This is a genomic window from Streptomyces lunaelactis (assembly GCF_003054555.1).
Taxonomy (GTDB): Bacteria; Actinomycetota; Actinomycetes; order Streptomycetales; family Streptomycetaceae; genus Streptomyces; species Streptomyces lunaelactis.
Genome location: NZ_CP026304.1, coordinates 6200865 through 6222039 on the forward strand (window position 1 = coordinate 6200865; position 21175 = coordinate 6222039).

Below are 21175 nucleotides of genomic sequence, written 5' to 3' on the forward strand. Positions count from 1 at the left end.
CCCCGCCCCGCCCCCGTCCGTAACTGGGGTGCCCGTGCTCATTCCAGCGGTGTGCGGTGCAGCGACAGCAGCAGGCGCCAGGCATGGGATGCCATCGCGGCCGGCGTCGCGTCGATCAGGCCGTGGAGCCAGTCCGCCAGGACGCCCGCGAACGTCGATGCCACCGCCGACGCGATCAGGGCCGCGGCCGGGGCTCCGGCCAGTTCGCGCTCCCTCTGGCTGCGGGCGCGCAGTTCGTGGTGGAGCAGGTCGCCCAGGGGGCCGCTGCCGCCCTCGCGCAGCAGGGTGCGGTAGAGCGGGGTATGCGGGGCGATGCCGGTGAAGAACTCCGTCAGGGCCGGCGGTGGAGCCGCCGGGTCCGGGACGCCGCGCCAGGCGTGCAGCGCCTCCACCGCGTCACGTACGACCTCCGCACACGCGTCGACCGCCAGCGCGTGCAGGTCCGTGTAGTGCAGATAGAACGTCGCCCGCCCCAGACCGGCCCTGCGCACCACCGCCGCGACGCTCACCTCCTCGAGCGGGCGCTCGGCGCACTCCGCCAGCAGGGCCTCGCGCAGCCTGGCCCGGGTGCGTTCCGCCCTCGGGTCGGTCATCCGGCCACCAGTACGGCCGCAAGCGCGAGCGCCCCCGGCAGCGCCTGCGCCACCAGGATGCGGCGGTTCGCCGTGGCGCCGCCGTACAGACCGGCGACGACCACGCAGCTCAGGAAGAAGACCTGCACCCGGTAGCCCGTCGGGTCCGCGGCGATCAGGCCCCAGACCAGGCCCGCGGCCAGGAAGCCGTTGTACAGGCCCTGGTTCGCGGCGAGCGGGGCCGTCACGCGGGCCAACTCCGCGTCGAAGCCGGAGAGTTCGCGGCCCGGCTTGCGCTGCCACAGGAACATCTCCAGAACCAGGATGTAGACGTGCAGCGCGGCCACCAGGGCGACCAGGACGTATGCCGTTGCGTTCATCGTCGACCTCAGGTTAATGGACAGGTGTTCAGTAAGTATAGACACATGTCCATGATCGACAGGGTGTCGCCCGGGACCCGTACTGATCGACGCAGCGTCCATTGCTGCGCGCACATACCGAGCGGCATCCTTCGGACGTGCCCGCGATCCGGATGAACCCCATGTCCCGGCGTTCCCTGCTGCTCGGCCTCGCCGCCGGCGCCACGCTCACCGGCTGCGGGGTGCCCGCGGCGTACGTGCAGCCCGGGGACCGCGCCCGGCGCGACGTCTCGGCGCGCGACAAGAGTCTCGACTTCGCCAACTGGCCGCTCTACATCGACACCGACGACGAGGACACCGCCAAGCGGCCCACCCTCGACTCCTTCACCGAGAGCACCGGGATCTCCGTCCGCTACACCGAGGAGATCAACGACAACGACGAGTTCTTCGGCAAGGTCAGCCCCGCGCTGATGAACCACCAGGAGACCGGCCGGGACCTGATCGTCGTCAGCGACTGGATGGCCGCCCGCTTCGTACGGCTCGGCTGGGTCCAGGAGATGGACCGGACGAAGCAGCCCAACGTCGCCAAGTACCTTGATCCGCAGCTGCGTTCGCCCGCCTTCGACGAGGGGCGGCTGCACAGCGTCCCCTGGCAGTCCGGGATCACCGGCATCGCGTACAACCGCAAGAAGGTCGGCCGGGAGATCGGGCACATCAGCGATCTGTGGGCGGACGATCTGCGCGGCAGGGTCTCCCTCCTCTCCGGGCTCGACGAGTCCTTCGCGCTGCTCATGCAGGGCAACGGCGTCGATGTCACCCGGTGGACCGCCGACGACTTCCACACCGTCTGCGACCAGGTCGAGCGCCTGGTGCAGCGGAAACACATCCGCCGCTTCACCGGCAACGACTACATCAAGGACCTTTCCACCGGAGACGTACTGGCCTGTCAGGCCTACTCCGGCGACGTCATCCAGCTCCAGGCCGACAACCCGGACATCGAGTTCGTCGTGCCGGAGGAGGGCGCGGAGCTGTGGGCGGAGAGCCTGATGATCCCCAACCTCGCCCGCCACAAGCACAACGCCGAGGCGCTCGTCGACCACTACTACCAGCCGGAGGTGGCCGCCGAGCTCGCCGCCTGGGTCAACTACGTCTGCCCGGTGCCGGCCGCGCGTGATGTGCTCGCGGACTCCGGGGACGAGGAGCTGGCCGAGCTCGCCGAGGACCCGCTGATCTTCCCCGACGGGGCGATGCGCAAGCGCCTCGCGATCGCCCGCGACATCACTTCCGAGGAGCGCACGCCCTTCGCGAAGCGGTGGAACTCGATCGTCGGGCTGTAGGGCGAGTCTTTTGGATCTTGTCGGGCCCGGATTCGCCGGGGGGCCGGTAAAGGGCGCGTAAACCCCCGCGTACGCTGCGGATATGAGCGAGCGAAGAGCCCTCTTGCGGCGCATACGTGTGTGGTTGGCCGTCTTCATTGTGTGTCTGGTGCTGAGCGGCCTCACCGCCTTCCCGCTGGTGCATGAACTGCACTGGCTGGAGGACCTGATGAAGGCCTCGGCCTCACCGGTGCCCGAGCACTTCCCGGCTCTGATGGAGTGGATCGAGCGGGTACGGGCGGGCCTCGACGCCACCGACGAGAAGTACCCCTTCGTGCTGTACGGAACGGACTGGCTGGCCTTCGCGCACCTGGTGATCGCGGTCGCCTTCTACGGCCCGTACCGCGATCCCGTACGGAACATCTGGGTCATCGAGTTCGGGATGATCGCCTGCGCCGGGATCATCCCGCTCGCGCTGATCTGCGGTCCGATCCGCGGAATCCCCTTCTGGTGGTCGGTGATCGACATGTCGTTCGGGGTCTTCGGAGTGATCCCCCTCTATGTCGTACGCCGCAAGATCAAGCGGCTGGAGACGCTGACCGCCCAGGCGGAAGGTCCGGTACCGGCCGCCGCAACGGTGTAGGCCCCTCGCGACCGGCGACCGGCGACCGGCGACCGGCGACCGGCGACCGGCGACCGGCGGCCGCCGGCCAACAGCCCTACGGCTTGCGGCCGACCGCGCCGAACTGCGCCACCTGAGCCGCCTCGCCCCCGGTCGCCGGGTCGACCCGCCAGCGGGAGCAGGACACAATGCCCGGCTCCAGGATCTCCAGGCCCTCCAGGAAGGACGTGAACTCCTCCCCGCTGCGCGCAGTGATCGGCGGTGTGGCGTTCTCGTTCCAGAAGCGCATGGCCGCGGCATTGCCCTCGCCGCCGAGCTCCAGCGTCGGATGCGTGAGCACCAGATAGCTGCCGGACGGTACGGCGTCCATCAGCTGCCGCACGATCGACCGGGCCTCATTGGTGTCCATGATGAAGTTGAGGATCCCGAGCATCATCACCGCCACCGGCCGCTTGAGATCCAGCGTCGGTTCGACGGAGCGGATGATCCGCTCCGGGTCGTGCGCGTCCGCGTCGATGTACTCGGTCGCGCCCTCCGGGGAGCTGGTGAGCAGAGCGCGCGCGTGCGCCAGCACGATCGGGTCGTTGTCGACGTAGACGATCCGGGTCTCGGGGGCGATCCGCTGGGCGACCTCATGAGTGTTCTCGACCGTGGGCAGGCCGGTGCCGATGTCCAGGAACTGCCGTACGCCCAGCTCACCGCCGAGGTGGCGGACCACGCGGCCGAGGAACGCCCGGTCGGCGCGTGCCACCTCGCCGATGCTCGGGTACATCCCGGTGACCTGGTCGCCCACCGCGCGGTCGACCGCATAGTTGTCCTTGCCGCCCAGCCAGTGGTTCCAGACCCTGGCGTTGTGCGCTACGTCGGTACGGATTCTTTCGGTCACGTGTCGCTCCTCGGCCGGCTGCGTGAGTTCCATCATGCCGGACGGATCAAGGACCGTGACCGACGCGAGAGTTGAGCTGGTCCGACGTGCGCACGAGGTGGCCCGGCAGTACGCCGTGCAGCGCGTCCACGCGATTCGTGGTGATCGAGTCGACGCGGTACCCGATCAGCCGTCGCATCGAGCGCCGGGTGTCGGCCGTCCAGGCGGAGACCAGCAGCCCGTCCTGATGGATCCGGTCCGTCAGTTCGGCGTCGATCAGCCCGAAGCGGTAGTTGAGCCAGCGTGGCCCCACCGCGTCGAGCAGCGCCGGGCGCGGCGGAGCCTGCGTCGTCCAGGTCATCGCGATCTCGGCCGACGGATCGGCGGCCCGGACCGCGAGCATCGTGGTGGGGCCCGCGCAGTAGTACACGCGCTCGTCGGCGCCGCACTCGCGCACGGTGCCGATCACCGTCCGTACCGACTTCTCGGTGGCCCCGGGCAGATCGATCATCACGCGGTGCGCGCCGACCGCGAGCAGTGCGTCGCGCAGGGTCGGCACCCCGCCCGCGGTCGCCTCGTGCAGCTCCCTCGCGTTGAGCTCCGCGAGCGGCATGTCGTGACCCCACAGCCGCTTCAGCGAGGCGTCGTGCAGCAGCACGGGCACGCCGTCCCGGGTGAGACGTACATCGATCTCGACCGCGTCCGCGCCCCGCTCGATCGCCGAGCGGAGCGAGGGCAGGGTGTTCTCACGGATGCGGTAGGGATCGCCGCGATGTCCCACGACACTGAGAGCGCGCATGGGCCCATTGTCGGTGCGGGTCAGGGGGCCAGCCATGCGGCGGTGTAGGCGTCGATCTCGGCCGCGATCCGTGCCTTGCCCGCCTCGTCGAGGAAGGACGCCTCCACGGCGTTCTTGGCGAGGCCGGCGACACCGCGCTCGTCCAGCTCCAGCAGCCGGGCGGCGACCGCGTACTCGTTGTTGAGGTCGCTGCCGAACATCGGCGGATCGTCGCTGTTGATCGTCACCAGCACACCGGCGGCGACCATCTCCTTGATCGGGTGCTCGTCGAGATCGGCGACGGCTCGCGTCGCGATGTTCGAGGTGGGGCAGACCTCCAGCGGAATGCGGTGCTCCGCGAGGTGTGCGAGCAGCGCCGGGTCCTGCGTCGCGCTCGTGCCGTGGCCGATGCGCTCGGCACCCAGCTCGTTCAGCGCGTCCCAGATGGTCTGCGGACCCGTCGTCTCGCCGGCGTGCGGTACGGAGTGCAGTCCCGCGGCGATCGCCCGGTCGAAGTACGGCTTGAACTGCGGGCGCGGCACACCGACTTCGGGGCCGCCGAGCCCGAAGGAGACCAGGCCCTCGGGGTGCAGATCCACCGCGAGCCGTGCGGTCTCCTCGGCGGCCTCGAGCCCGGCCTCGCCGGGGATGTCGAAGCACCAGCGCAGTACGACCCCGAGCTCGGTCTCGGCCGCCTCGCGGGCGTCCTCGATCGCCGCCATGAAGGCCTTCTCGTCGATGCCGCGGCGGGTGGAGCTGAAGGGCGTGACGGTCAGCTCGGCATAGCGGATGTTCTGCCGGGCCATGTCCCGGGCAACCTCGAACGTGAGCAGCCGTACGTCCTCCGGAGTGCGGATCAGGTCCACGACCGAGAGATAGACCTCGATGAAGTGCGCGAAGTCGGTGAAGGTGAAGTAGTCGGCGAGCGCCTCGGGGTCGGTGGGGACCTTGGAATCCGGGTGGCGGGCGGCCAGTTCGGCGACGATGCGCGGGGAGGCCGAGCCGACGTGGTGCACATGCAGTTCGGCCTTGGGCAGTCCCGCGATGAAGGCGTGCAGATCGGTCATCGGGGTCCTCCGTGTGCAATGGGCCGAACGAGTCAGGGATCATCGTAGGCCGCCCGGTGCCGGACAGGGCGAAGGCCGTAGCATGACGGCGAACCACGATGGGGGAGAACCATGTCAGACAACCAGGCCCAGCCGCCCGGCGGGCCCGAGCCGCGCGACCGAGACCCGTGGGCTCCGCCGGAGAGCAGTGCGGCCCAGAGCGGCGCTGCACAGGACAAGGTGCCGCTGGACAAGCCCGTCGCCCCGGTGCCGCCGTCCGCGACCGTGCACGACCAGATGACGGTCACCTCGATGCCCAGCGCCGGTCCCGTCTCCGACACGGGCGCCGTGCCGCCGCCTCCGATAGCCCCCGGCGGACCGGCCCAGCCCGCCGCGGGCCCCTACGGCTACCCCGCTCCCCCGAGCACCCCGCAGCCCGCGCCCTTCGGCCACGCGCCCGCCGCCGATCCGTACGGCGGCGGCTACCCGGGCTACCCCGCATACCAGGGCGGCTACAACCAGGGCTGGCAGCCCGCCCCGGCGAACGGCATGGGTATCACCGCGATGGTGCTCGGCATCATCGCCACCGTGCTGTTCTGTTTCTACGGCCTGGGCATCATCCTCGGCATCCTCGCGCTGATCTTCGGCTTCATCGGCCGCGGCCGCGCACAGCGGGGCGAGGCGACCAACGGCGGAATGGCGCTGGCCGGCATCATCCTCGGCGCCATCGGCACCGTGATCAGCTCGGCTTTCATCGGCTTCATCATCTGGGCGATCGCCAACGACGACTTCGACTCGACCAACGACGACCCCTGGTCCAACACGCTCGTGGTCGACGTCAGCCGCTAGGCCCTAGGCCCTGTCCGCAGTTCGCAGTTCCTCGCGCGCCTCCATCAGCGCGAACCCCAGCAGATTGAGCCCGCGCCAGCGCGCGGGATCCTGCGCCCGCTCGTCGTCCGCGGCCAGCCCGATGCCCCAAATCCGGTCCAGCGGGCTGGCCTCGACGAGCACCCGGCCCCCCGTGGTCAGCAGAAAGCCACGCAGCGCGGCATCCTGTCCGAACTTGTGCACACTGCCCGAGCGCACGATGCCGAACCGCTCGCGCTCCCATATCGCGTTGTCGAAGCCGCGCACCAGCCGCCCCGCCCGCTTGGCCTCCGCCGGGCTGCGCGCCTCCAGCGCCCGCTCCTGTGCCTCGATGTCGCCGAACAGCCGGGCCTTTCCCGCCATCATCCAGTGCTCCGCGGTGGCGTAGCGAACGCCGTCGACCACGAAGGGTGACGGCCACCACTGGCTGAGGCAGCCCGCCCCGATGCTGCCGTCCCGGCGCGGCGCATGCCCCCAGAAGTGCAGATACTTGACAGCCCTCCCGCTGCTGACCTGCTTGATCAGCTCATCCATTCCCATGCACGCGAGTCTGGCAGTCGCCACTGACACTCCGTACGGGGAATAGCGGGCCGACGCGACACATGGTCGACCGATTCCGTCGCGTAACCAAAAGGCAACAACGGAATCCCTTGTTGGGCACGTCACCCTCTGCCAGGATCGGCAGTCAATTCAGGCTGGAACAACGGAGAGCGTCATGGGCAACCGCTTCCAGGTGCAGGACCGCTACGCGGACGGCGCACAGTACATCGGCGGACGACTGCGGCCCGGCACCTCAGGACGTACGCAGGACATCGTGAACCCGGCGACCGGTGAGACGGTCCACAGCTATGAACTTGCGGGGACCGCCGACGTCGACGCGGCCGTCGACGCGGCCCGCGAGGCCTTCCCCGGCTGGGCGGGCGCCACCCCGGGCGAGCGCTCGGACGCGCTGCACAGCTTCGCGTCCGTGCTCGCGGGACAGGCGGCCGACTTCGCGCACGCCGAGTCCCTGCAGTGCGGCAAGCCGATCAAGCTCACCACCGAGTTCGATGTGCCGGGCACGGTCGACAACACCGCCTTCTTCGCCGGTGCCGCCCGTCATCTCCAGGGGCAGTCGGCCGGTGAGTACAGCGGCGACCACACCTCGTACGTACGCCGTGAGGCGATCGGCGTCGTCGGCTCCATCGCGCCCTGGAACTATCCGCTCCAGATGGCCGCCTGGAAGGTCCTGCCGGCCATCGCCGCAGGCAACACCATCGTGCTGAAGCCCGCCGAGATCACCCCGCTGACCTCGCTGATGTTCGCCGAGGCGGCCAAGGAGGCCGGGCTCCCCGACGGCGTCATCAATATCGTCAACGGCGCCGGCCGGGACGCGGGCGAGCGGCTGGTCGGGCACCCCGATGTCGCGATGACCTCCTTCACCGGCTCGACCCCCGTCGGCAAGCGCGTCGCCGAGATCGCCACCGCCACCGTCAAGCGCCTCCACCTCGAACTGGGCGGCAAGGCACCCTTCGTGGTCTTCGACGACGCCGATCTGGAGGCCGCGGTCAACGGAGCGGTCGCCGGCTCGCTCATCAACTCCGGCCAGGACTGCACGGCCGCCACCCGCGCCTACGTCCAGCGGCCCCTGTACGACGCCTTCGTCAGCGGCGTCGCCGATCTGATGGCGACCGTCCGCCTCGGCGACCCCTTCGACCCGTCGACCGACCTCGGCCCGCTCATCTCGCACCTCCAGCGGGACCGCGTCGCCGGCTTCGTCGACCGTGCGCGCTCGTACGCCACCGTCGTCACCGGCGGCGAAGCGCCCCAGGGAGAGCTGGTGAAGGGCGCGTACTACCGCCCCACCCTCGTCGCGGGCGCCGCCCAGGACAGCGAGATCGTCCAGTCCGAGATCTTCGGCCCGGTCCTTGTCGTCCTCCCCTTCGACTCCGACGACGAAGGCATCGCACTCGCCAACGACACCCCCTACGGACTCGCCGCCTCCGCCTGGAGCCGTGACGTGTTCCGCGCGAACCGTGCGACGCGCGAGATCAAGGCCGGCTGCGTCTGGATCAACGACCACATCCCGATCATCAGCGAGATGCCCCACGGCGGCTACAAGGCCTCCGGCTTCGGAAAGGACATGTCGGTGTATTCCTTCGAGGAGTACACGCAGGTCAAGCACGTGATGTACGACAACACGGCGACAGTCCGCAAGGACTGGCACCGCACCATCTTCGGGGACCGTCCGTAATCGATATGCGGCCACCGCAGCGTGGCACAGCCGCCGGACCAGCGGCACCATTCCGAAAGGGCACAGCGCATGGATCAGTACGAGCCCGACGCCCTGTCCGCGGCCCAAGTGGCGGCGATGCGACGGAGTATGACGAGCGGCAGGGGAGCTCTCACCCGCCGTTCGATGCTGCGCGCCTCCGGCGTGGGCGCGCTCGCCATCGGCGGCGCCGCCACCCTGAGCGCCTGCGGCATCCCGCCCGCCAAGCGCGAGGAGACGGGAGCGGTCTCCAACGACCACTCGGCCAAGGAGAAGCAGATCAACTTCTCCAACTGGACCGAGTACATGGACACCAGTGAGGACGGCAAGAGCCGGCCCACGCTGGAGGCCTTCGCCAGGCGTACCGGTATCAAGGTCAAATACACCGAGGACATCAACGACAACGTCGAGTTCTTCGGCAAGATCCAGCCGCAGCTCGCCGCGGGCCAGCCCACCGGCCGCGACCTGATCTGCGTCACCGACTGGCTGGCCGCCCGGATGATCCGGCTCGGCTGGGCGCAGAAGCTCGACGCCTCGCTGCTCCCGCACGCCTTCGCCAACCTCTCCGCCCAGTTCCGTACCCCCGACTGGGACCCGGGCAGGGCCTACTCCTACCCCTGGACCGGCATCTCGACCGTCATCGCCTACAACTCCAAGGCGACCGGCGGCAAGAAGGTCGACTCCGTCACCCAGCTGCTCGACGACCCCACGCTCAAGGGCCGGGTCGGCTTCCTCACCGAGATGCGCGACACCGTCGGGATGACGCTGCTCGAACTCGGCAAGGACCCGGCGAAGTTCACCGACGCCGACTACGACGCCGCGCTCGGCCGGCTCCAGAAGGGCGTCGACAAGAAGCAGATCCGGCGCTTCACCGGCAACGACTACACCTCGGACCTCGACAAGGGCGATATCGCCGCCTGTCTGGCCTGGGCCGGTGACGTCATCCAGCTGCAGGTCGACAACCCGGACATCAAGTACGCGATCCCGGCGGCCGGTTACATCACGTCCAGCGACAATCTGCTGGTCCCGGCCGGAGCCAGGCACCAGACGAACGCCACCCGGCTGATCGACTACTACTACGAGCTTCCCGTCGCCGCGGAGCTCGCCGCGTACATCAACTACGTGTGCCCGGTCGAGGGCGTCAGCGCCGAACTCACGAAGATCGACAAGTCGCTCGCCGACAACACGCTGATCATCCCGGACAGGGCCATGGCCGCCAAGTCCCATGCCTTCCGCTCGCTCACCAGCAAGGAAGAGACGGCGTACGAAGAGAAGTTCGCCAAGCTCATCGGCGCCTGACCTCCCCCTGCTCCCTTCGACACCCTGGGACCGCGACCCATGACTGAAAAGACAGAGGGCGGCGATGTCCGCCTCTCCGGGATCAGCAAGACCTATGGATCCTTCACCGCCGTACACCCCCTCGACCTGACCGTCCCGCAGGGCTCGTTCTTCGCCCTCCTCGGGGCGTCCGGCTGCGGCAAGACCACCACCCTGCGGATGATCGCCGGACTGGAGGACCCGACCACCGGGACCGTCTTCCTCGGCGGCAAGGACGTCACCGACCTGCCGCCGTACAAGCGCCCGGTCAACACCGTCTTCCAGTCGTACGCGCTCTTCCCGCATCTCGACATATACGAGAACGTCGCGTTCGGGCTCCGCCGCCGCGGCATCAAGTCGGTGAAGAAGCAGGTCGGCGACATGCTCGACCTCGTCGAGCTGGGCGACTTCGCCAAGCGCAAGCCGCACCAGCTCTCCGGCGGCCAGCAGCAGCGCGTCGCCGTCGCCCGCGCGCTCATCAACCACCCGCAGGTGCTGCTCCTCGACGAGCCGCTCGGCGCCCTCGACCTCAAACTGCGCCGCCAGATGCAGCTGGAGCTCAAGCGGATCCAGACCGAGGTCGGCATCACCTTCGTCCATGTCACCCACGACCAGGAGGAGGCCATGACCATGGCCGACACCGTCGCGGTGATGAACGGCGGACGGGTCGAGCAGCTGGGCGCGCCCGCCGATCTCTACGAGAACCCGCAGACCACCTTTGTCGCCAACTTCCTGGGCACCTCCAACCTCATCGAGGCCGAGGTCGCGTCGAACAGCGGCGGCGAGGTCGTCGTGACGGCCGCCGACGCCAAGCTGCGGCTGCCCGCGGAGCGCTGTGCGACGCAGCCGCGCACCGGCGGAAAGCTGCTGGTCGGCGTGCGCCCCGAGAAGATCTCGCTGGCGCACGCGGACGACGCGGGCACCATCGCCGAGGGCCGCAACCGGTTCACCGGCAAGATCGCCGACTCCAGCTTCATCGGTGTCTCCACGCAGTTCGTCATCGACAGCCCGGTCTGTCCGGAGCTCGAGGTGTACGTGCAGAACATCGAGCGCGATGCCCGCCTCGTCCCCGGAGCCGAGGTCGTCCTGCACTGGAACCCGGAGCACACCTTCGGTCTCGACGCCGCTCAGGACATCGACGCCGGTGTGGAGACGGTGGAGGTGACTCCATGACGGTCACCGAGGCGCCGCCCGCCTCGCCGGCCCCCGCGCCGGCCGAGCCGGTCGTCCACAAGCAGTCCGTCCGCAGGAAGCTGGTCCCGTACTGGCTGCTGCTGCCCGGCATCCTGTGGCTGGTCGTCTTCTTCGCGCTGCCGATGGTCTACCAGGCGTCGACCTCCGTGCAGACGGGCTCCCTGGAAGAGGGCTTCAAGGTCACCTGGCACTTCCAGACGTACTGGGACGCGCTGACGGAGTACTACCCGCAGTACCTGCGCTCGGTGCTGTACGCCGGCACGGCCACGATCCTGTGTCTGCTGCTCGGCTATCCGCTCGCGTATCTGATCGCGTTCAAGGCGGGCCGCTGGCGCAATCTGCTGCTGGTCCTGGTCATCGCGCCGTTCTTCACCAGCTTCCTGATCCGTACGCTCGCCTGGAAGACGATCCTCGCGGACGGCGGCCCGGTGGTGGACGTGCTGGGAAGCGTCGGGTTCCTGGACGTCACCAGCTGGCTCGGGATGACCGAGGGGAACCGGCTGCTCGCCACCCCGCTCGCGGTGGTCTGCGGTCTCACGTACAACTTCCTGCCGTTCATGATCCTTCCGCTGTACACCTCGCTGGAGCGGATCGACTCCCGGCTCCACGAGGCGGCCGGGGACCTGTACGCGAAGCCGTCCACGGTCTTCCGCAAGGTGACCTTCCCGCTCTCCATGCCGGGTGTCGTCTCCGGAACGCTGCTGACCTTCATCCCCGCCAGCGGCGACTACGTCAACGCCGAACTGCTCGGCTCCACGGACACCAAGATGGTCGGCAACGTCATCCAGTCGCAGTTCCTGAGGGTGCTCGACTACCCGACCGCGGCCGCGCTGTCCTTCATTCTCATGGCGGTCGTGCTGATCATGGTGACCGTCTACATCCGCCGGGCCGGGACGGAGGACCTCGTCTGATGCGCTGGATACGCCGCAATCTTGTGGTCATCGCGGGACTGCTCACCCTCGGGTATCTGATCCTGCCGAACATCGTCGTGATGGTGTTCTCGTTCAACAAGCCTGCCGGGCGCTTCAACTACTCCTGGCAGGAGTTCTCCACGGACGCCTGGAAGGACCCGTGCGGAGTCGCCGACATGTGCGGCTCGCTCTCGCTGTCCCTCCAGATCGCCCTATGGGCGACGATCGGCGCCACCGTACTCGGCTCGATGATCGCCTTCGCGCTGGTCCGCTACCGCTTCCGGGCGCGTGGCGCGATCAACTCGCTGATCTTCCTGCCGATGGCGATGCCCGAGGTGGTCATGGCCGCCTCGCTGCTGACGCTCTTCCTCAACCTGGGCGCTCAGCTGGGCTTCTGGACCATCCTCATCGCGCACACCATGTTCTGCCTCAGCTTCGTCGTGGTGGCGGTCAAGGCGCGCGTGCTGTCGATGGACCCCCGGCTCGAAGAGGCCGCGCGCGACCTGTACGCCGGTCCCGTCCAGACGTTCGTACGGGTCACGCTGCCGATCGCCGCTCCCGGCATCGCCGCCGGTGCGCTGCTCGCCTTCGCGCTCTCGTTCGACGACTTCATCATCACCAACTTCAACTCGGGCAACACCGTCACCTTCCCCATGTTCGTGTGGGGCTCGGCCCAGCGCGGTACGCCCGTCCAGATCAACGTCATCGGAACGGCCATGTTCGTCATCGCCGTACTGATCGTCGTGGCCGCCCAGCTCATCAGCAACCGGCGGAAGAACAGCGCACAGACCAGCTAGGCGCTGTAAGCCCCGAAGGAGTGGAAACCATGGCCCCAGCTGCCATGACCTTTGCCTCATCACTTTCCGACGCCCAGCCCGTCTCCTACTGGCTGGACGATCCCGCGAAGCCCGGAGCGCTGCCGGCCCTCACCGGCGACGAGCACTGTGATCTGCTCGTCGTCGGCGGCGGCTACAGCGGACTGTGGACCGCGCTGCTCGCCAAGGAGCGCGACCCCGGGCGGGATGTCGTACTGATCGAAGGGCACGAGGTGGGCTGGGCCGCCTCGGGCCGCAACGGCGGCTTCTGCGCCGCCTCTCTCACCCACGGCCTCGGCAACGGAATCGCCCGCTGGCCCGGTGAACTCGCGAAACTGGAGGAGCTCGGCGACCGCAATCTCGACGCCATCGAGGCGGCGGTCGCGACGTACGGCATCGACTGCGACTTCGAGCGCACCGGCGAGATCGACGTCGCCACCGAGCCCCACCAGCTCGAAGAGCTCCACGAGATGCACGAGGAGGCGGCCGGGCTCGGCTTCACCGGCCTCGAACTCCTCGACCAGGACGCGGTGCGGGCCGAGGTGAAGTCCCCGACCTTCCTCGGCGGGCTCTGGGACCGGCGCGGGGTCGCCATGCTGCATCCGGCGAAGCTCGCCTGGGGTCTCAAGCAGGCCTGTCTCGACCTCGGCGTGCGGCTCTACGAGAACACCCGCGGCCTGGACCTCGGGTCCTCCGGCGCGGGCATGGCGGTCCGTACCCCGTACGGCCGGGTCTTCGCCCGCCGGGTCGCGCTCGGCACGAACATCTTCCCCTCGCTGGTCAAGCGGGTGCGTCCGTACACCGTCCCGGTCTACGACTACGCCCTGATGACCGAACCGCTCAGCGCCGAGCAGCTCGCCGCCGTCGGCTGGAAGCGACGCCAGGGCCTCGGTGACAGCGCGAACCAGTTCCACTACTTCCGGATCACCGCCGACCACCGCATTCTGTGGGGCGGTTACGACGCGATCTATCCGTACGGCGGCAGGCTCAGCGCCGAGATGGACCACCGGCCCGAGACCTATCTGAAGCTCGCCGAGCACTTCTTCCGCTGCTTCCCGCAGTTGGAGGGGCTGAGGTTCAGTCATGCCTGGGGCGGGGCGATCGATACCTGCTCGCGCTTCTCGGCCTTCTTCGGCACGGCGCACGGCGGCAAGGTCGCCTACGCGGCCGGCTATACGGGACTCGGCGTCGGCGCCACCCGCTTCGGCGGGGACGTGATGCTCGACCTGCTCGCCGGCGAGCGGACCGAGCGCACGGAACTGCGGATGGTGCGCACCAAGCCGCTGCCGTTCCCGCCCGAGCCCGTCGCCTGGGCCGGTATCGGACTCACCAAATGGGCGCTGGCCAGGGCGGATGCGAATGGCGGCCGCCGCAATGTGTGGCTGAAGACGATGGACAGGCTGGGCCTCGGCTTCGACAGCTAGGGGACAGCTAGGGGACAGCTAGGGGGTGTCCTACGGATCGGGCCGGACAGGACCTGAGGGGTCCGTGCGCTGCCAGAGGTCTTGACAACCACATTGGTCTGGACCATGTTGTGCAGCGCGGCCACCCGCTGCGCTCCCCCCTCAATCCCCCCGTGCCCGGAGGCAGTTGTGGACCGCATCAGACTTCTGGCCGCCCTTTCGGCGGCCGCCCTCGCCGTCAGCGGACTCGTCGCCACGGCGTCGTCCGCGGGAGCGGCCGACGCCGAACTCGCGCGCAACGGCGGCTTCGAGACCGGCCTCAGCAGCTGGAGCTGTACGGCAAGCAGCGGCACCGTCGTCAATTCACCGGTCCACAGCGGCAGTTCCGCACTCAAGGCCACCCCCGCGGGCAACGACAACGCCAAGTGCAGCCAGCAGATCACCGTTAAGCCGAACTCCGACTACACGCTGAGCGGCTGGGTCCAGGGCAGTTACGTCTACCTCGGTGCATCCGGCACCGGCACCACCGATGTCTCCACCTGGACGGCATCCGCGCCGAGCTGGCAGAAGCTCTCGATGACCTTCCGTACGGGTGCCTCGACCACTTCGGTGACGATCTACACCCACGGCTGGTACGGCACCCCGGCCTACTACGCCGACGACCTCTCCCTGCTCGGTCCCGGCGGCGACCCGGTCCAGACACCGGCCGCCCCCACGGGCCTCGCCGCCGGCGCCCCCGGCTCCACCTCCGTACCGCTGAGCTGGTCCGCCTCCTCCGGCGCCACCTCCTACAATGTCTACCGGAACGGCAGCAAGGTCCTGACCGTCAGCGGGACTTCGGCCACCGTCACCGGTCTCGCCCCCTCCACCGCGTACAGCTTCCAGGTCACCGCCGCCAACGAGGCCGGCGAGTCCCTGAAGTCGGCGGCCGTCACCGCGACCACCACGGCGGGCGGCGGCGGCAGCGGCGGTGAGCTCCCCGCCCACGCCCTCGTCGGATATCTGCACGCCAGCTTCGCCAATGGCTCCGGCTATACGCGCATGGCCGATGTACCCGACTCCTGGGACGTCATCAACCTGGCCTTCGGCGAACCCACTTCGGTCACCTCCGGCGACATCCGCTTCAGCCTCTGCCCGGCGGCCGAATGTCCCAACGTCGAATCGCTCGCCGACTTCAAGGCCGCCATCAAGGCCAAGCAGGCGGCCGGCAAGAAGGTCCTGATCTCCATCGGCGGCGCCAACGGCCAGGTCCAGCTGGGCACCACGGCCGCCCGTGACACCTTCGTCTCCTCGGTCTCGAAGATCATCGACGACTACGGACTCGACGGCCTGGACATCGACTTCGAGGGCCACTCGCTCTCCCTCAACACCGGTGACACGGACTTCCGCAGCCCGACCTCGCCGGTGATCGTCAATCTGATCTCGGCGATCAAGACCCTCAAGGCCAAGTACGGCTCGGACTTCGTGCTCACCATGGCGCCGGAGACGTTCTTCGTGCAGCTCGGCTACCAGTACTACGGCTCGGGCCCCTGGGGCGGCCAGGACCCGCGGGCGGGCGCCTACATCCCGGTCATCCACGCCCTGCGCGACGACCTCACCCTGCTGCACGTCCAGGACTACAACTCGGGCTCGATCATGGGCCTGGACAACCAGTACCACTCGATGGGCGGCGCGGACTTCCACATCGCCATGACCGACATGCTGCTGACGGGCTTCCCGGTCGCGGGCGACACCACCAAGGTCTTCCCGGCCCTGCGCCCGGACCAGGTGGCCATCGGCCTCCCCGCCTCCACCCAGGCGGGCAACGGCCACACCTCGCCCGCCGAGGTGAACAAGGCACTGGACTGCCTGACCAAGAAGACCAACTGCGGTTCGTACCAGACCCATGGCACCTGGCCGGCGCTGCGCGGCCTGATGACCTGGTCGATCAACTGGGACCGCTTCAACCAGTGGGAGTTCTCGAAGAACTTCGACGCCTACGGCTGGTGACCCACAGGAGCATCCCGCACAGGCACCAGCTGCCCAGCACATCGAGGGGCCAGTGGTAGCCGCGTAGTACGAGGCCGATGCCCGTCGCCACCGTGAGCAGGACGGCGACGGGCATCGTCCACTTCGCACGCACCAGCAGGGCCGCACCGCAGTAGGCCACCATCGCGGTCGCCGTATGGCCCGAGGGGTAGTAGCCGGTCGCCTCGGTGAGCGGGCCCTGACGGCCGATCAGGGCCTTGAGGGGTACGACGAGCGCCGGAACCGCGGCCATGGCGAGGGCGGCGTACAGGGCTTTGCGACGGCGGCCGCTCCACAGTGCGTACGCGATCGCAGCGGCCAGGACAGGAAGCGCGACCGCCATACTGCCGAGGTCGGCCAGGAGGCCGGTCAGAGTGCTGGGTCCGCTTCCCACGATCTTGAGCTCGATGCGCTCGTCCAGGGACCGGAGCGGGCCGTCGGCGGCCACCTGCCAGGTGACCACCGCGAAGAGAAGGGCGCACAGCGCAGGCAGCGCCACAAGAAAAGAAGCCGGCCACCTCGGAACAGGGGGGGTGGTTCCGCAGTGGCCGGCCGGACCGGTTTGCCGCGCGCCCCGGGGGGTTTGGGGCGGGCGGCCATCCGATCGGTGAGGAGTTCCGGAGCCGAAGGCTCCAGTGGTGTGCGCGAGGGCACGACCAGAGCGAGGCTGGGGAGGCTCCGCCCTGGAGTCGCCCGCAGTCCCCTGCGAGCGGGGTGTTTCTCTCATCTGCTGGAACCGTACGGCAGGGGCCGGGGGACCGACAGCCGGATCTCCATCCCGCCATCGGCCCCGCACAGCTTCTTCACAGGCCCCGACCGTTCGGGTCCCTCACAAGCCCGCGAAGGCCTGCTCGATGATGTCCAGACCCTCGTTGAGCAGGTCTTCGCCGATTACCAGCGGCGGCAGGAAGCGCAGCACATTGCCGTACGTACCGCAGGTCAGCACCAGCAGACCCTCGGCGTGGCAGGCCTTGGCGAGCGCGGCGGTCGCGGCCGGGTTCGGCTCCTTGGAGTCGCGGTCCTTGACCAGCTCGATCGCGATCATCGCACCGCGGCCGCGGATGTCGCCGATGCTGCATCCCTCCTTGTCGGCGAACTTCTCGGCCATCGCGGTGAGGCGGCCCTTCATGACCTCCTCGATGCGCTTGGCCCTGCCGTTGAGGTCGAGCTCCTTCATCGTCTCGATGGCGCCGAGCGCACCGGCACAGGCCACCGGGTTGCCGCCGTACGTACCGCCGAGGCCGCCCGCGTGCGGGGCGTCCATGATCTCGGCGCGACCCGTCACCGCGGCGAGCGGCAGACCGCCCGCGATGCCCTTGGCGGTGGTGATCAGGTCCGGGACGATGCCCTCGTCCTCACAGGCGAACCACTGCCCGGTGCGGCAGAACCCGGACTGGATCTCGTCCGCCACGAACACGATGCCGTTGTCCTTGGCGAACTGCGAGATGGCGGGCAGGAAGCCCTTGGCCGGCTCGATGAAGCCGCCCTCGCCGAGAACCGGCTCGATGATGATCGCCGCGACGTTCTCGGCGCCGATCTGCTTGTTGATCATGTCGATGGCCTGCGCGGACGCCTCGGCGCCGGCGTTCTCGGCACCGGTCGGCCAGCGGTAGCCGTACGCGACGGGAACCCGGTACACCTCGGGCGCGAACGGCCCGAAGCCCTGCTTGTACGGCATGTTCTTGGCGGTCAGCGCCATCGTCAGGTTGGTACGCCCGTGGTAGCCGTGGTCGAACACGACGATCGCCTGGCGCTTGGTGTAGGCGCGGGCGATCTTGACGGCGTTCTCGACGGCCTCGGCGCCGGAGTTGAACAGCGCGGACTTCTTGGCGTGGTCGCCCGGCGTCAGCTCGGCGAGCGCCTCGGCGACCTCGACGTACCCCTCGTACGGCGTGACCATGAAACAGGTGTGGGTGAAGTCGGCGAGCTGCGCGGAGGCGCGGCGTACGACGGCCTCGGCGGAGGCGCCGACGGAGGTCACGGCGATGCCGGAACCGAAGTCGATGAGGCGGTTGCCGTCCACGTCCTCGATGACACCGCCGCCGGCGCGGGCGGTGAAGACGGGCAGCACGGACCCCACACCGCCGGCGACCGCGGCGGTACGGCGGGCCTGCAGCTCGATCGACTTCGGGCCGGGGATGGCGGTGACGACGCGGCGCTCCTGCGGGATGGCGGTCATGAGGGGCTCCTGGGGGGTGCTGTTGGACGTTGAGCGGCCCCGGGGACCGCTACTTCTCACTCTCCGCAGGCTAGGCGCGGGAACGGAGGGCGGGCATGCGCCGTTCGGGAGTGTTGGGGAGATGTCGTTGTCCCCGGCGGACAAGGGCAGCCCCAGGCTCGGCCACCCGCGCCCACACAGGCGGCCGCGGACCGCGGGCGCCTCAGGTGAACTCCCCGCACAAGGGCACTAGATTGACGGGGCACAGAGCGAGCCTGGCTGGTCAGGGGGCAGCAGTTCATGGATTCCGAAGGCACTTTCGACGCACGGGGCACACGGTCCAATCCGGTGCCGCGTCCCGCCGCGCCGCCGCCCGAGGTGCCGTCCGTCCCACGCGGAACCCCCGCCAGGCCGGCGCACGCGCCGGTCACCCGCCCGGCGGTCGTGGAATGGCTGCGCACCCCGCGGCCCGCGGCCGCCCCCGGCATCTGGCGTCTGGGCCACCGCGAGCGGCCGCAGGAGGAGCCGGACCTCGTCCCCGCACGCCAGCTGTTCAGCGGCGCCTTCATCGCCTACCTCTGCGGCTGGCTGCTCTGGTCACTGCTGTGGAACGGCTACCTCGAGGGGTGGTGGATCTTCGTCGACGAGTGGTGGCTGCTGCCGATGCTCTGGCTGGTGCCCGACGACTGGAGGTCCGCCGCCAGCCCCAACGTCGAGCTGTACGTCGCCGCGACCTATCTCTGGAATGCCCTCGTGCTGAGCCTGCTCGCCGTCGGCTTCGGCCGGGTCGGCAACTGGCGCGAGGTGTGGCTGCGGTACGGGGTGCCGCTGTGGCCGCTGTTCGTGCTGCTGCCGGGTGTGTGGCGCGAGATGCCGCGGACGGTCACCTGGCTCACCTGGGTGTCCAACATCTACTACGTGCTGCTCGTGGCGGCGATCGTCGCCGCCGTCGGCCGCATCGGCACCTGGCCGGCCGTCCGCCGGCGCGTTGGGACCCAGGCCCCAACGACCCCGCCGCCCCCGGCCGAGGCCGACCTCGCGGACTGGCCCGACCTGCGCGCCGCGGGCCTCGCCGACGCGGCAACGAGCCTCGCCGAAGCCACCCGCGCCGGGACGCTCGGCGATGTCGACTACGCCAGGATCCGGCGCGCGTGGCAGGGCGTGCACGCCAGGCCCGAGCGGCTCGCCGCCTTCACCGACACCGTCCGCAGGCACGGCGCCGCCGCCTGCGCCCACCCCTCCGGTGTGCGGGATCTGCCGGTGCGCACCGCCACCCACGACCTCGCCACCGCGCAGGTCAGGATCGGCACGGCTGTCGACGACGACCGCAACCCCTACGCACGCCGCACCACCGGCGTCGCCCTCGAACCCGCCCTCCTCGGCACCTCGCTGCTCGCCGTCGGGCCCTCCGGGTCCGGCAAGAGCGTGCGGCTCGTGCGGCCCGTCGTCGAGTCCATGTGCCTGCTCGCGCTCGCCAACCGCGCCGCCGTCGTCGCCGTCACCGCGCACGGCACCGGCCTCGCCCCCGACGACGCCTTCGATCTCGTCATCGCCGTCGGCCGCCCCGACTCCACCCACGACCTCGACCTCTACGGCGGCGCCGAAGACCCCGACGAGGCCGCCCGCACGCTCGCCGAAGCACTCGTCGGCGATCTCGCCGCCACCCTCCACGGCGGGGACAGCCGCCGCGCCGCCACCGCGCTGGCCCAGCTGATCGGCCCGTACCAGTGCGTCCACGGCCATTTCCCCGCCGTACCGGAGCTGCGCGAGCTGCTCGGCGGCGCACCCGCCGCCCTCGGCGCGCTGCGCATCGCCCTGGAGGCCGCCGGCGACCCCGGCGCCGCCGCCCAGCTGCGTGAACTCGCCGCCCGCGAACGGCAGTCGGCCCGCGCCGACGACGTCGGCGTACTGCTCGCCGAGCGGATCGCCTTCCTGGACCGGCCCGCGTTCGCGCACTTCTTCCGTACGGACGGCGGCGGCAGACAGTTCTCGCTGCGCGCCATCGAGCACCCGCTGCGCGTCCGTATCGACCTGCCCGAGCGCGGCCACGCCGAGGCCTCGCGGATCATCGCGCGCCTGCTCCTCGCCCAGTTCACCGAGGCCGCGCTCAGCCGCTCGGACCGGTCGCTCTTCGCCTGTCTGGTGCTGGACGACGCGACGTACACCGTGACCGCCGACTCGGTCCGCGCGGTACAGCGGCTGCGGTCCGCCAACGCCGGAGTGATCCTGGCGCTGCGAACGCTGGAGGACGTGGCGGAGCCGCTGCGCGACCCGCTGCTCGGCGCGGTCGGCTGCCGGATGGCCTTCGCGGGACTCGCGCCCTGGGACGGCGGACGGTTCGCCGAGACCTGGGGCACCGAGTGGGTGCAGACCCGGGACGTCACCAACCGGCAGATCATCTCCGACGAGCCCCTCACCAAGGCGCTGCACCTGATGCGACGTCTGGTCACCGGCAAGGCGGCGACCGCGGAAGCGATCACCGTGCGGGAGGTCGAGCGCGCCCGCTGGTCGGCGTCGGACCTCGCGCACGCCGTGCCCGCCGGGCACGCGGTGCTCTCGCTGACGACCGTACGGGGCGAGCACGCGCCACCCCTGCTGGTGGATCTGCGGACCTGACCGGGACCCGGAACCGCTACGCCCTGGCAGAATCGATGTACGCCGTTCATACGGGACGGCGAAAATCTCCCCGGTCTC

19 protein-coding genes are annotated in these 21175 nt (G+C 69.6%); 11 read left to right on the forward strand and 8 right to left on the reverse strand.

Going from position 1 to position 21175, the window contains the following annotated elements; translation table 11 throughout:
• Positions 1-38 precede the first annotated feature (38 nt).
• Positions 39-593, reverse strand: a complete 555-nt coding sequence (locus SLUN_RS28725) for a TetR/AcrR family transcriptional regulator (RefSeq protein WP_108152882.1) — start codon at positions 591-593, stop codon at positions 39-41.
• On the reverse strand, positions 590-952 hold the full coding sequence (locus SLUN_RS28730) for a DUF1304 domain-containing protein (RefSeq protein ID WP_108152883.1): 363 nt from the start codon (positions 950-952) through the stop codon (positions 590-592). The genes SLUN_RS28725 and SLUN_RS28730 overlap by 4 nt, the downstream gene beginning before the upstream one ends.
• 161 nt (positions 953-1113) lie before the next feature.
• Between SLUN_RS28730 and SLUN_RS28735 the strand changes: the two genes are divergently transcribed.
• Positions 1114-2268: an ABC transporter substrate-binding protein gene (locus tag SLUN_RS28735; RefSeq protein WP_108152884.1), complete on the forward strand. Its 1155-nt coding sequence runs from the start codon at positions 1114-1116 to the stop codon at positions 2266-2268.
• Positions 2269-2350: 82 nt separating this feature from the next.
• The gene (locus SLUN_RS28740; RefSeq protein ID WP_108152885.1) at positions 2351-2890 is read left to right on the forward strand and encodes a hypothetical protein; all 540 of its coding nucleotides are present in this window, start codon (positions 2351-2353) and stop codon (positions 2888-2890) included.
• 76 nt (positions 2891-2966) lie between these two features.
• Here the strand turns inward: SLUN_RS28740 and SLUN_RS28750 are convergent, their stop codons facing one another.
• From SLUN_RS28750 to SLUN_RS28760, 3 genes are read right to left on the reverse strand one after another with little or no spacing between them, the layout of a single operon-like run.
• Positions 2967-3755 (reverse strand): SAM-dependent methyltransferase, encoded by a 789-nt coding sequence (locus tag SLUN_RS28750; protein WP_257153808.1) that lies wholly within the window; start codon positions 3753-3755, stop codon positions 2967-2969.
• Positions 3756-3801: 46 nt separating this feature from the next.
• Positions 3802-4533, reverse strand: coding sequence for a glycerophosphodiester phosphodiesterase (locus SLUN_RS28755; protein WP_108154988.1), 732 nt, complete (start codon positions 4531-4533; stop codon positions 3802-3804).
• Between the two features lie 20 nt (positions 4534-4553).
• Entirely contained in the window at positions 4554-5579 is a 1026-nt protein-coding gene (locus tag SLUN_RS28760; protein ID WP_108152886.1) for an adenosine deaminase, read from the reverse strand.
• 111 nt (positions 5580-5690) lie between these two features.
• On the opposite strand from SLUN_RS28760, the gene SLUN_RS28765 reads away from it, so the two are divergent.
• Positions 5691-6407, forward strand: a complete 717-nt coding sequence (locus SLUN_RS28765; RefSeq protein ID WP_108152887.1) for a DUF4190 domain-containing protein — start codon at positions 5691-5693, stop codon at positions 6405-6407.
• A 3-nt stretch (positions 6408-6410) separates the two neighbouring features.
• Here the strand turns inward: SLUN_RS28765 and ybiA are convergent, their stop codons facing one another.
• The gene (gene ybiA / locus SLUN_RS28770) at positions 6411-6959 is read right to left on the reverse strand and encodes a riboflavin biosynthesis intermediates N-glycosidase (protein ID WP_503461810.1); all 549 of its coding nucleotides are present in this window, start codon (positions 6957-6959) and stop codon (positions 6411-6413) included.
• Between the two features lie 181 nt (positions 6960-7140).
• Here ybiA and SLUN_RS28775 point away from each other — a divergent pair, with 181 nt between their 5' ends.
• The 7 genes from SLUN_RS28775 (at position 7141) to SLUN_RS28805 (ending at position 16305) form a co-directional block, all read left to right on the forward strand.
• On the forward strand, positions 7141-8658 hold the full coding sequence (locus SLUN_RS28775; RefSeq protein WP_108152889.1) for a gamma-aminobutyraldehyde dehydrogenase: 1518 nt from the start codon (positions 7141-7143) through the stop codon (positions 8656-8658).
• Positions 8659-8727: 69 nt separating this feature from the next.
• Positions 8728-9975 (forward strand): ABC transporter substrate-binding protein, encoded by a 1248-nt coding sequence (locus SLUN_RS28780; RefSeq protein ID WP_108152890.1) that lies wholly within the window; start codon positions 8728-8730, stop codon positions 9973-9975.
• 39 nt (positions 9976-10014) lie between these two features.
• On the forward strand, positions 10015-11166 hold the full coding sequence (locus SLUN_RS28785) for an ABC transporter ATP-binding protein (RefSeq protein WP_108152891.1): 1152 nt from the start codon (positions 10015-10017) through the stop codon (positions 11164-11166).
• A complete protein-coding gene (locus SLUN_RS28790; protein WP_108152892.1) occupies positions 11163-12098 on the forward strand; it encodes an ABC transporter permease in 936 nt (311 codons plus the stop codon). The genes SLUN_RS28785 and SLUN_RS28790 overlap by 4 nt, the downstream gene beginning before the upstream one ends.
• Positions 12098-12895 (forward strand): ABC transporter permease, encoded by a 798-nt coding sequence (locus SLUN_RS28795; protein ID WP_108152893.1) that lies wholly within the window; start codon positions 12098-12100, stop codon positions 12893-12895. Before SLUN_RS28790 ends, SLUN_RS28795 begins: the two co-directional genes overlap by 1 nt.
• A gap of 29 nt (positions 12896-12924) precedes the next feature.
• Positions 12925-14337, forward strand: a complete 1413-nt coding sequence (locus tag SLUN_RS28800; protein ID WP_170146615.1) for an NAD(P)/FAD-dependent oxidoreductase — start codon at positions 12925-12927, stop codon at positions 14335-14337.
• 168 nt (positions 14338-14505) lie between these two features.
• Positions 14506-16305, forward strand: a complete 1800-nt coding sequence (locus SLUN_RS28805) for a chitinase (RefSeq protein WP_257153809.1) — start codon at positions 14506-14508, stop codon at positions 16303-16305.
• On the opposite strand, the gene SLUN_RS28810 is transcribed toward SLUN_RS28805, so the two are convergent.
• Together SLUN_RS28810 and gabT are read right to left on the reverse strand one after the other, a co-directional pair.
• The gene (locus SLUN_RS28810; protein ID WP_108152895.1) at positions 16259-17050 is read right to left on the reverse strand and encodes a phosphatase PAP2 family protein; all 792 of its coding nucleotides are present in this window, start codon (positions 17048-17050) and stop codon (positions 16259-16261) included. The genes SLUN_RS28805 and SLUN_RS28810 overlap by 47 nt on opposite strands.
• A gap of 102 nt (positions 17051-17152) precedes the next feature.
• Entirely contained in the window at positions 17153-18502 is a 1350-nt protein-coding gene (gene gabT / locus SLUN_RS28815) for a 4-aminobutyrate--2-oxoglutarate transaminase (protein WP_108152896.1), read from the reverse strand.
• A gap of 279 nt (positions 18503-18781) precedes the next feature.
• Here gabT and SLUN_RS28820 point away from each other — a divergent pair, with 279 nt between their 5' ends.
• A complete protein-coding gene (locus tag SLUN_RS28820; protein ID WP_170146616.1) occupies positions 18782-21097 on the forward strand; it encodes a type IV secretory system conjugative DNA transfer family protein in 2316 nt (771 codons plus the stop codon).
• Positions 21098-21175 lie beyond the last annotated feature (78 nt).

Excerpts from the sequence above, each read along its gene's own strand:
- SLUN_RS28820 (WP_170146616.1), top strand. The coding sequence starts at position 18,782 with ATGGATTCCGAAGGCACTTTCGACGCACGGGGCACACGGTCCAATCCG.
- SLUN_RS28795 (WP_108152893.1), top strand. The coding sequence starts at position 12,098 with ATGCGCTGGATACGCCGCAATCTTGTGGTCATCGCGGGACTGCTCACC.
- SLUN_RS28735 (WP_108152884.1), top strand. The coding sequence starts at position 1,114 with ATGTCCCGGCGTTCCCTGCTGCTCGGCCTCGCCGCCGGCGCCACGCTC.
- SLUN_RS28785 (WP_108152891.1), top strand. The coding sequence starts at position 10,015 with ATGACTGAAAAGACAGAGGGCGGCGATGTCCGCCTCTCCGGGATCAGC.
- SLUN_RS28780 (WP_108152890.1), top strand. The coding sequence starts at position 8,728 with ATGGATCAGTACGAGCCCGACGCCCTGTCCGCGGCCCAAGTGGCGGCG.
- SLUN_RS28810 (WP_108152895.1), bottom strand. The coding sequence starts at position 17,050 with ATGAGAGAAACACCCCGCTCGCAGGGGACTGCGGGCGACTCCAGGGCG.
- SLUN_RS28800 (WP_170146615.1), top strand. The coding sequence starts at position 12,925 with ATGGCCCCAGCTGCCATGACCTTTGCCTCATCACTTTCCGACGCCCAG.
- gabT (WP_108152896.1), bottom strand. The coding sequence starts at position 18,502 with ATGACCGCCATCCCGCAGGAGCGCCGCGTCGTCACCGCCATCCCCGGC.
- ybiA (WP_503461810.1), bottom strand. The coding sequence starts at position 6,959 with ATGGATGAGCTGATCAAGCAGGTCAGCAGCGGGAGGGCTGTCAAGTAT.
- SLUN_RS28765 (WP_108152887.1), top strand. The coding sequence starts at position 5,691 with ATGTCAGACAACCAGGCCCAGCCGCCCGGCGGGCCCGAGCCGCGCGAC.
- SLUN_RS28760 (WP_108152886.1), bottom strand. The coding sequence starts at position 5,579 with ATGACCGATCTGCACGCCTTCATCGCGGGACTGCCCAAGGCCGAACTG.
- SLUN_RS28790 (WP_108152892.1), top strand. The coding sequence starts at position 11,163 with ATGACGGTCACCGAGGCGCCGCCCGCCTCGCCGGCCCCCGCGCCGGCC.
- SLUN_RS28740 (WP_108152885.1), top strand. The coding sequence starts at position 2,351 with ATGAGCGAGCGAAGAGCCCTCTTGCGGCGCATACGTGTGTGGTTGGCC.
- SLUN_RS28730 (WP_108152883.1), bottom strand. The coding sequence starts at position 952 with ATGAACGCAACGGCATACGTCCTGGTCGCCCTGGTGGCCGCGCTGCAC.
- SLUN_RS28775 (WP_108152889.1), top strand. The coding sequence starts at position 7,141 with ATGGGCAACCGCTTCCAGGTGCAGGACCGCTACGCGGACGGCGCACAG.
- SLUN_RS28755 (WP_108154988.1), bottom strand. The coding sequence starts at position 4,533 with ATGCGCGCTCTCAGTGTCGTGGGACATCGCGGCGATCCCTACCGCATC.
- SLUN_RS28725 (WP_108152882.1), bottom strand. The coding sequence starts at position 593 with ATGACCGACCCGAGGGCGGAACGCACCCGGGCCAGGCTGCGCGAGGCC.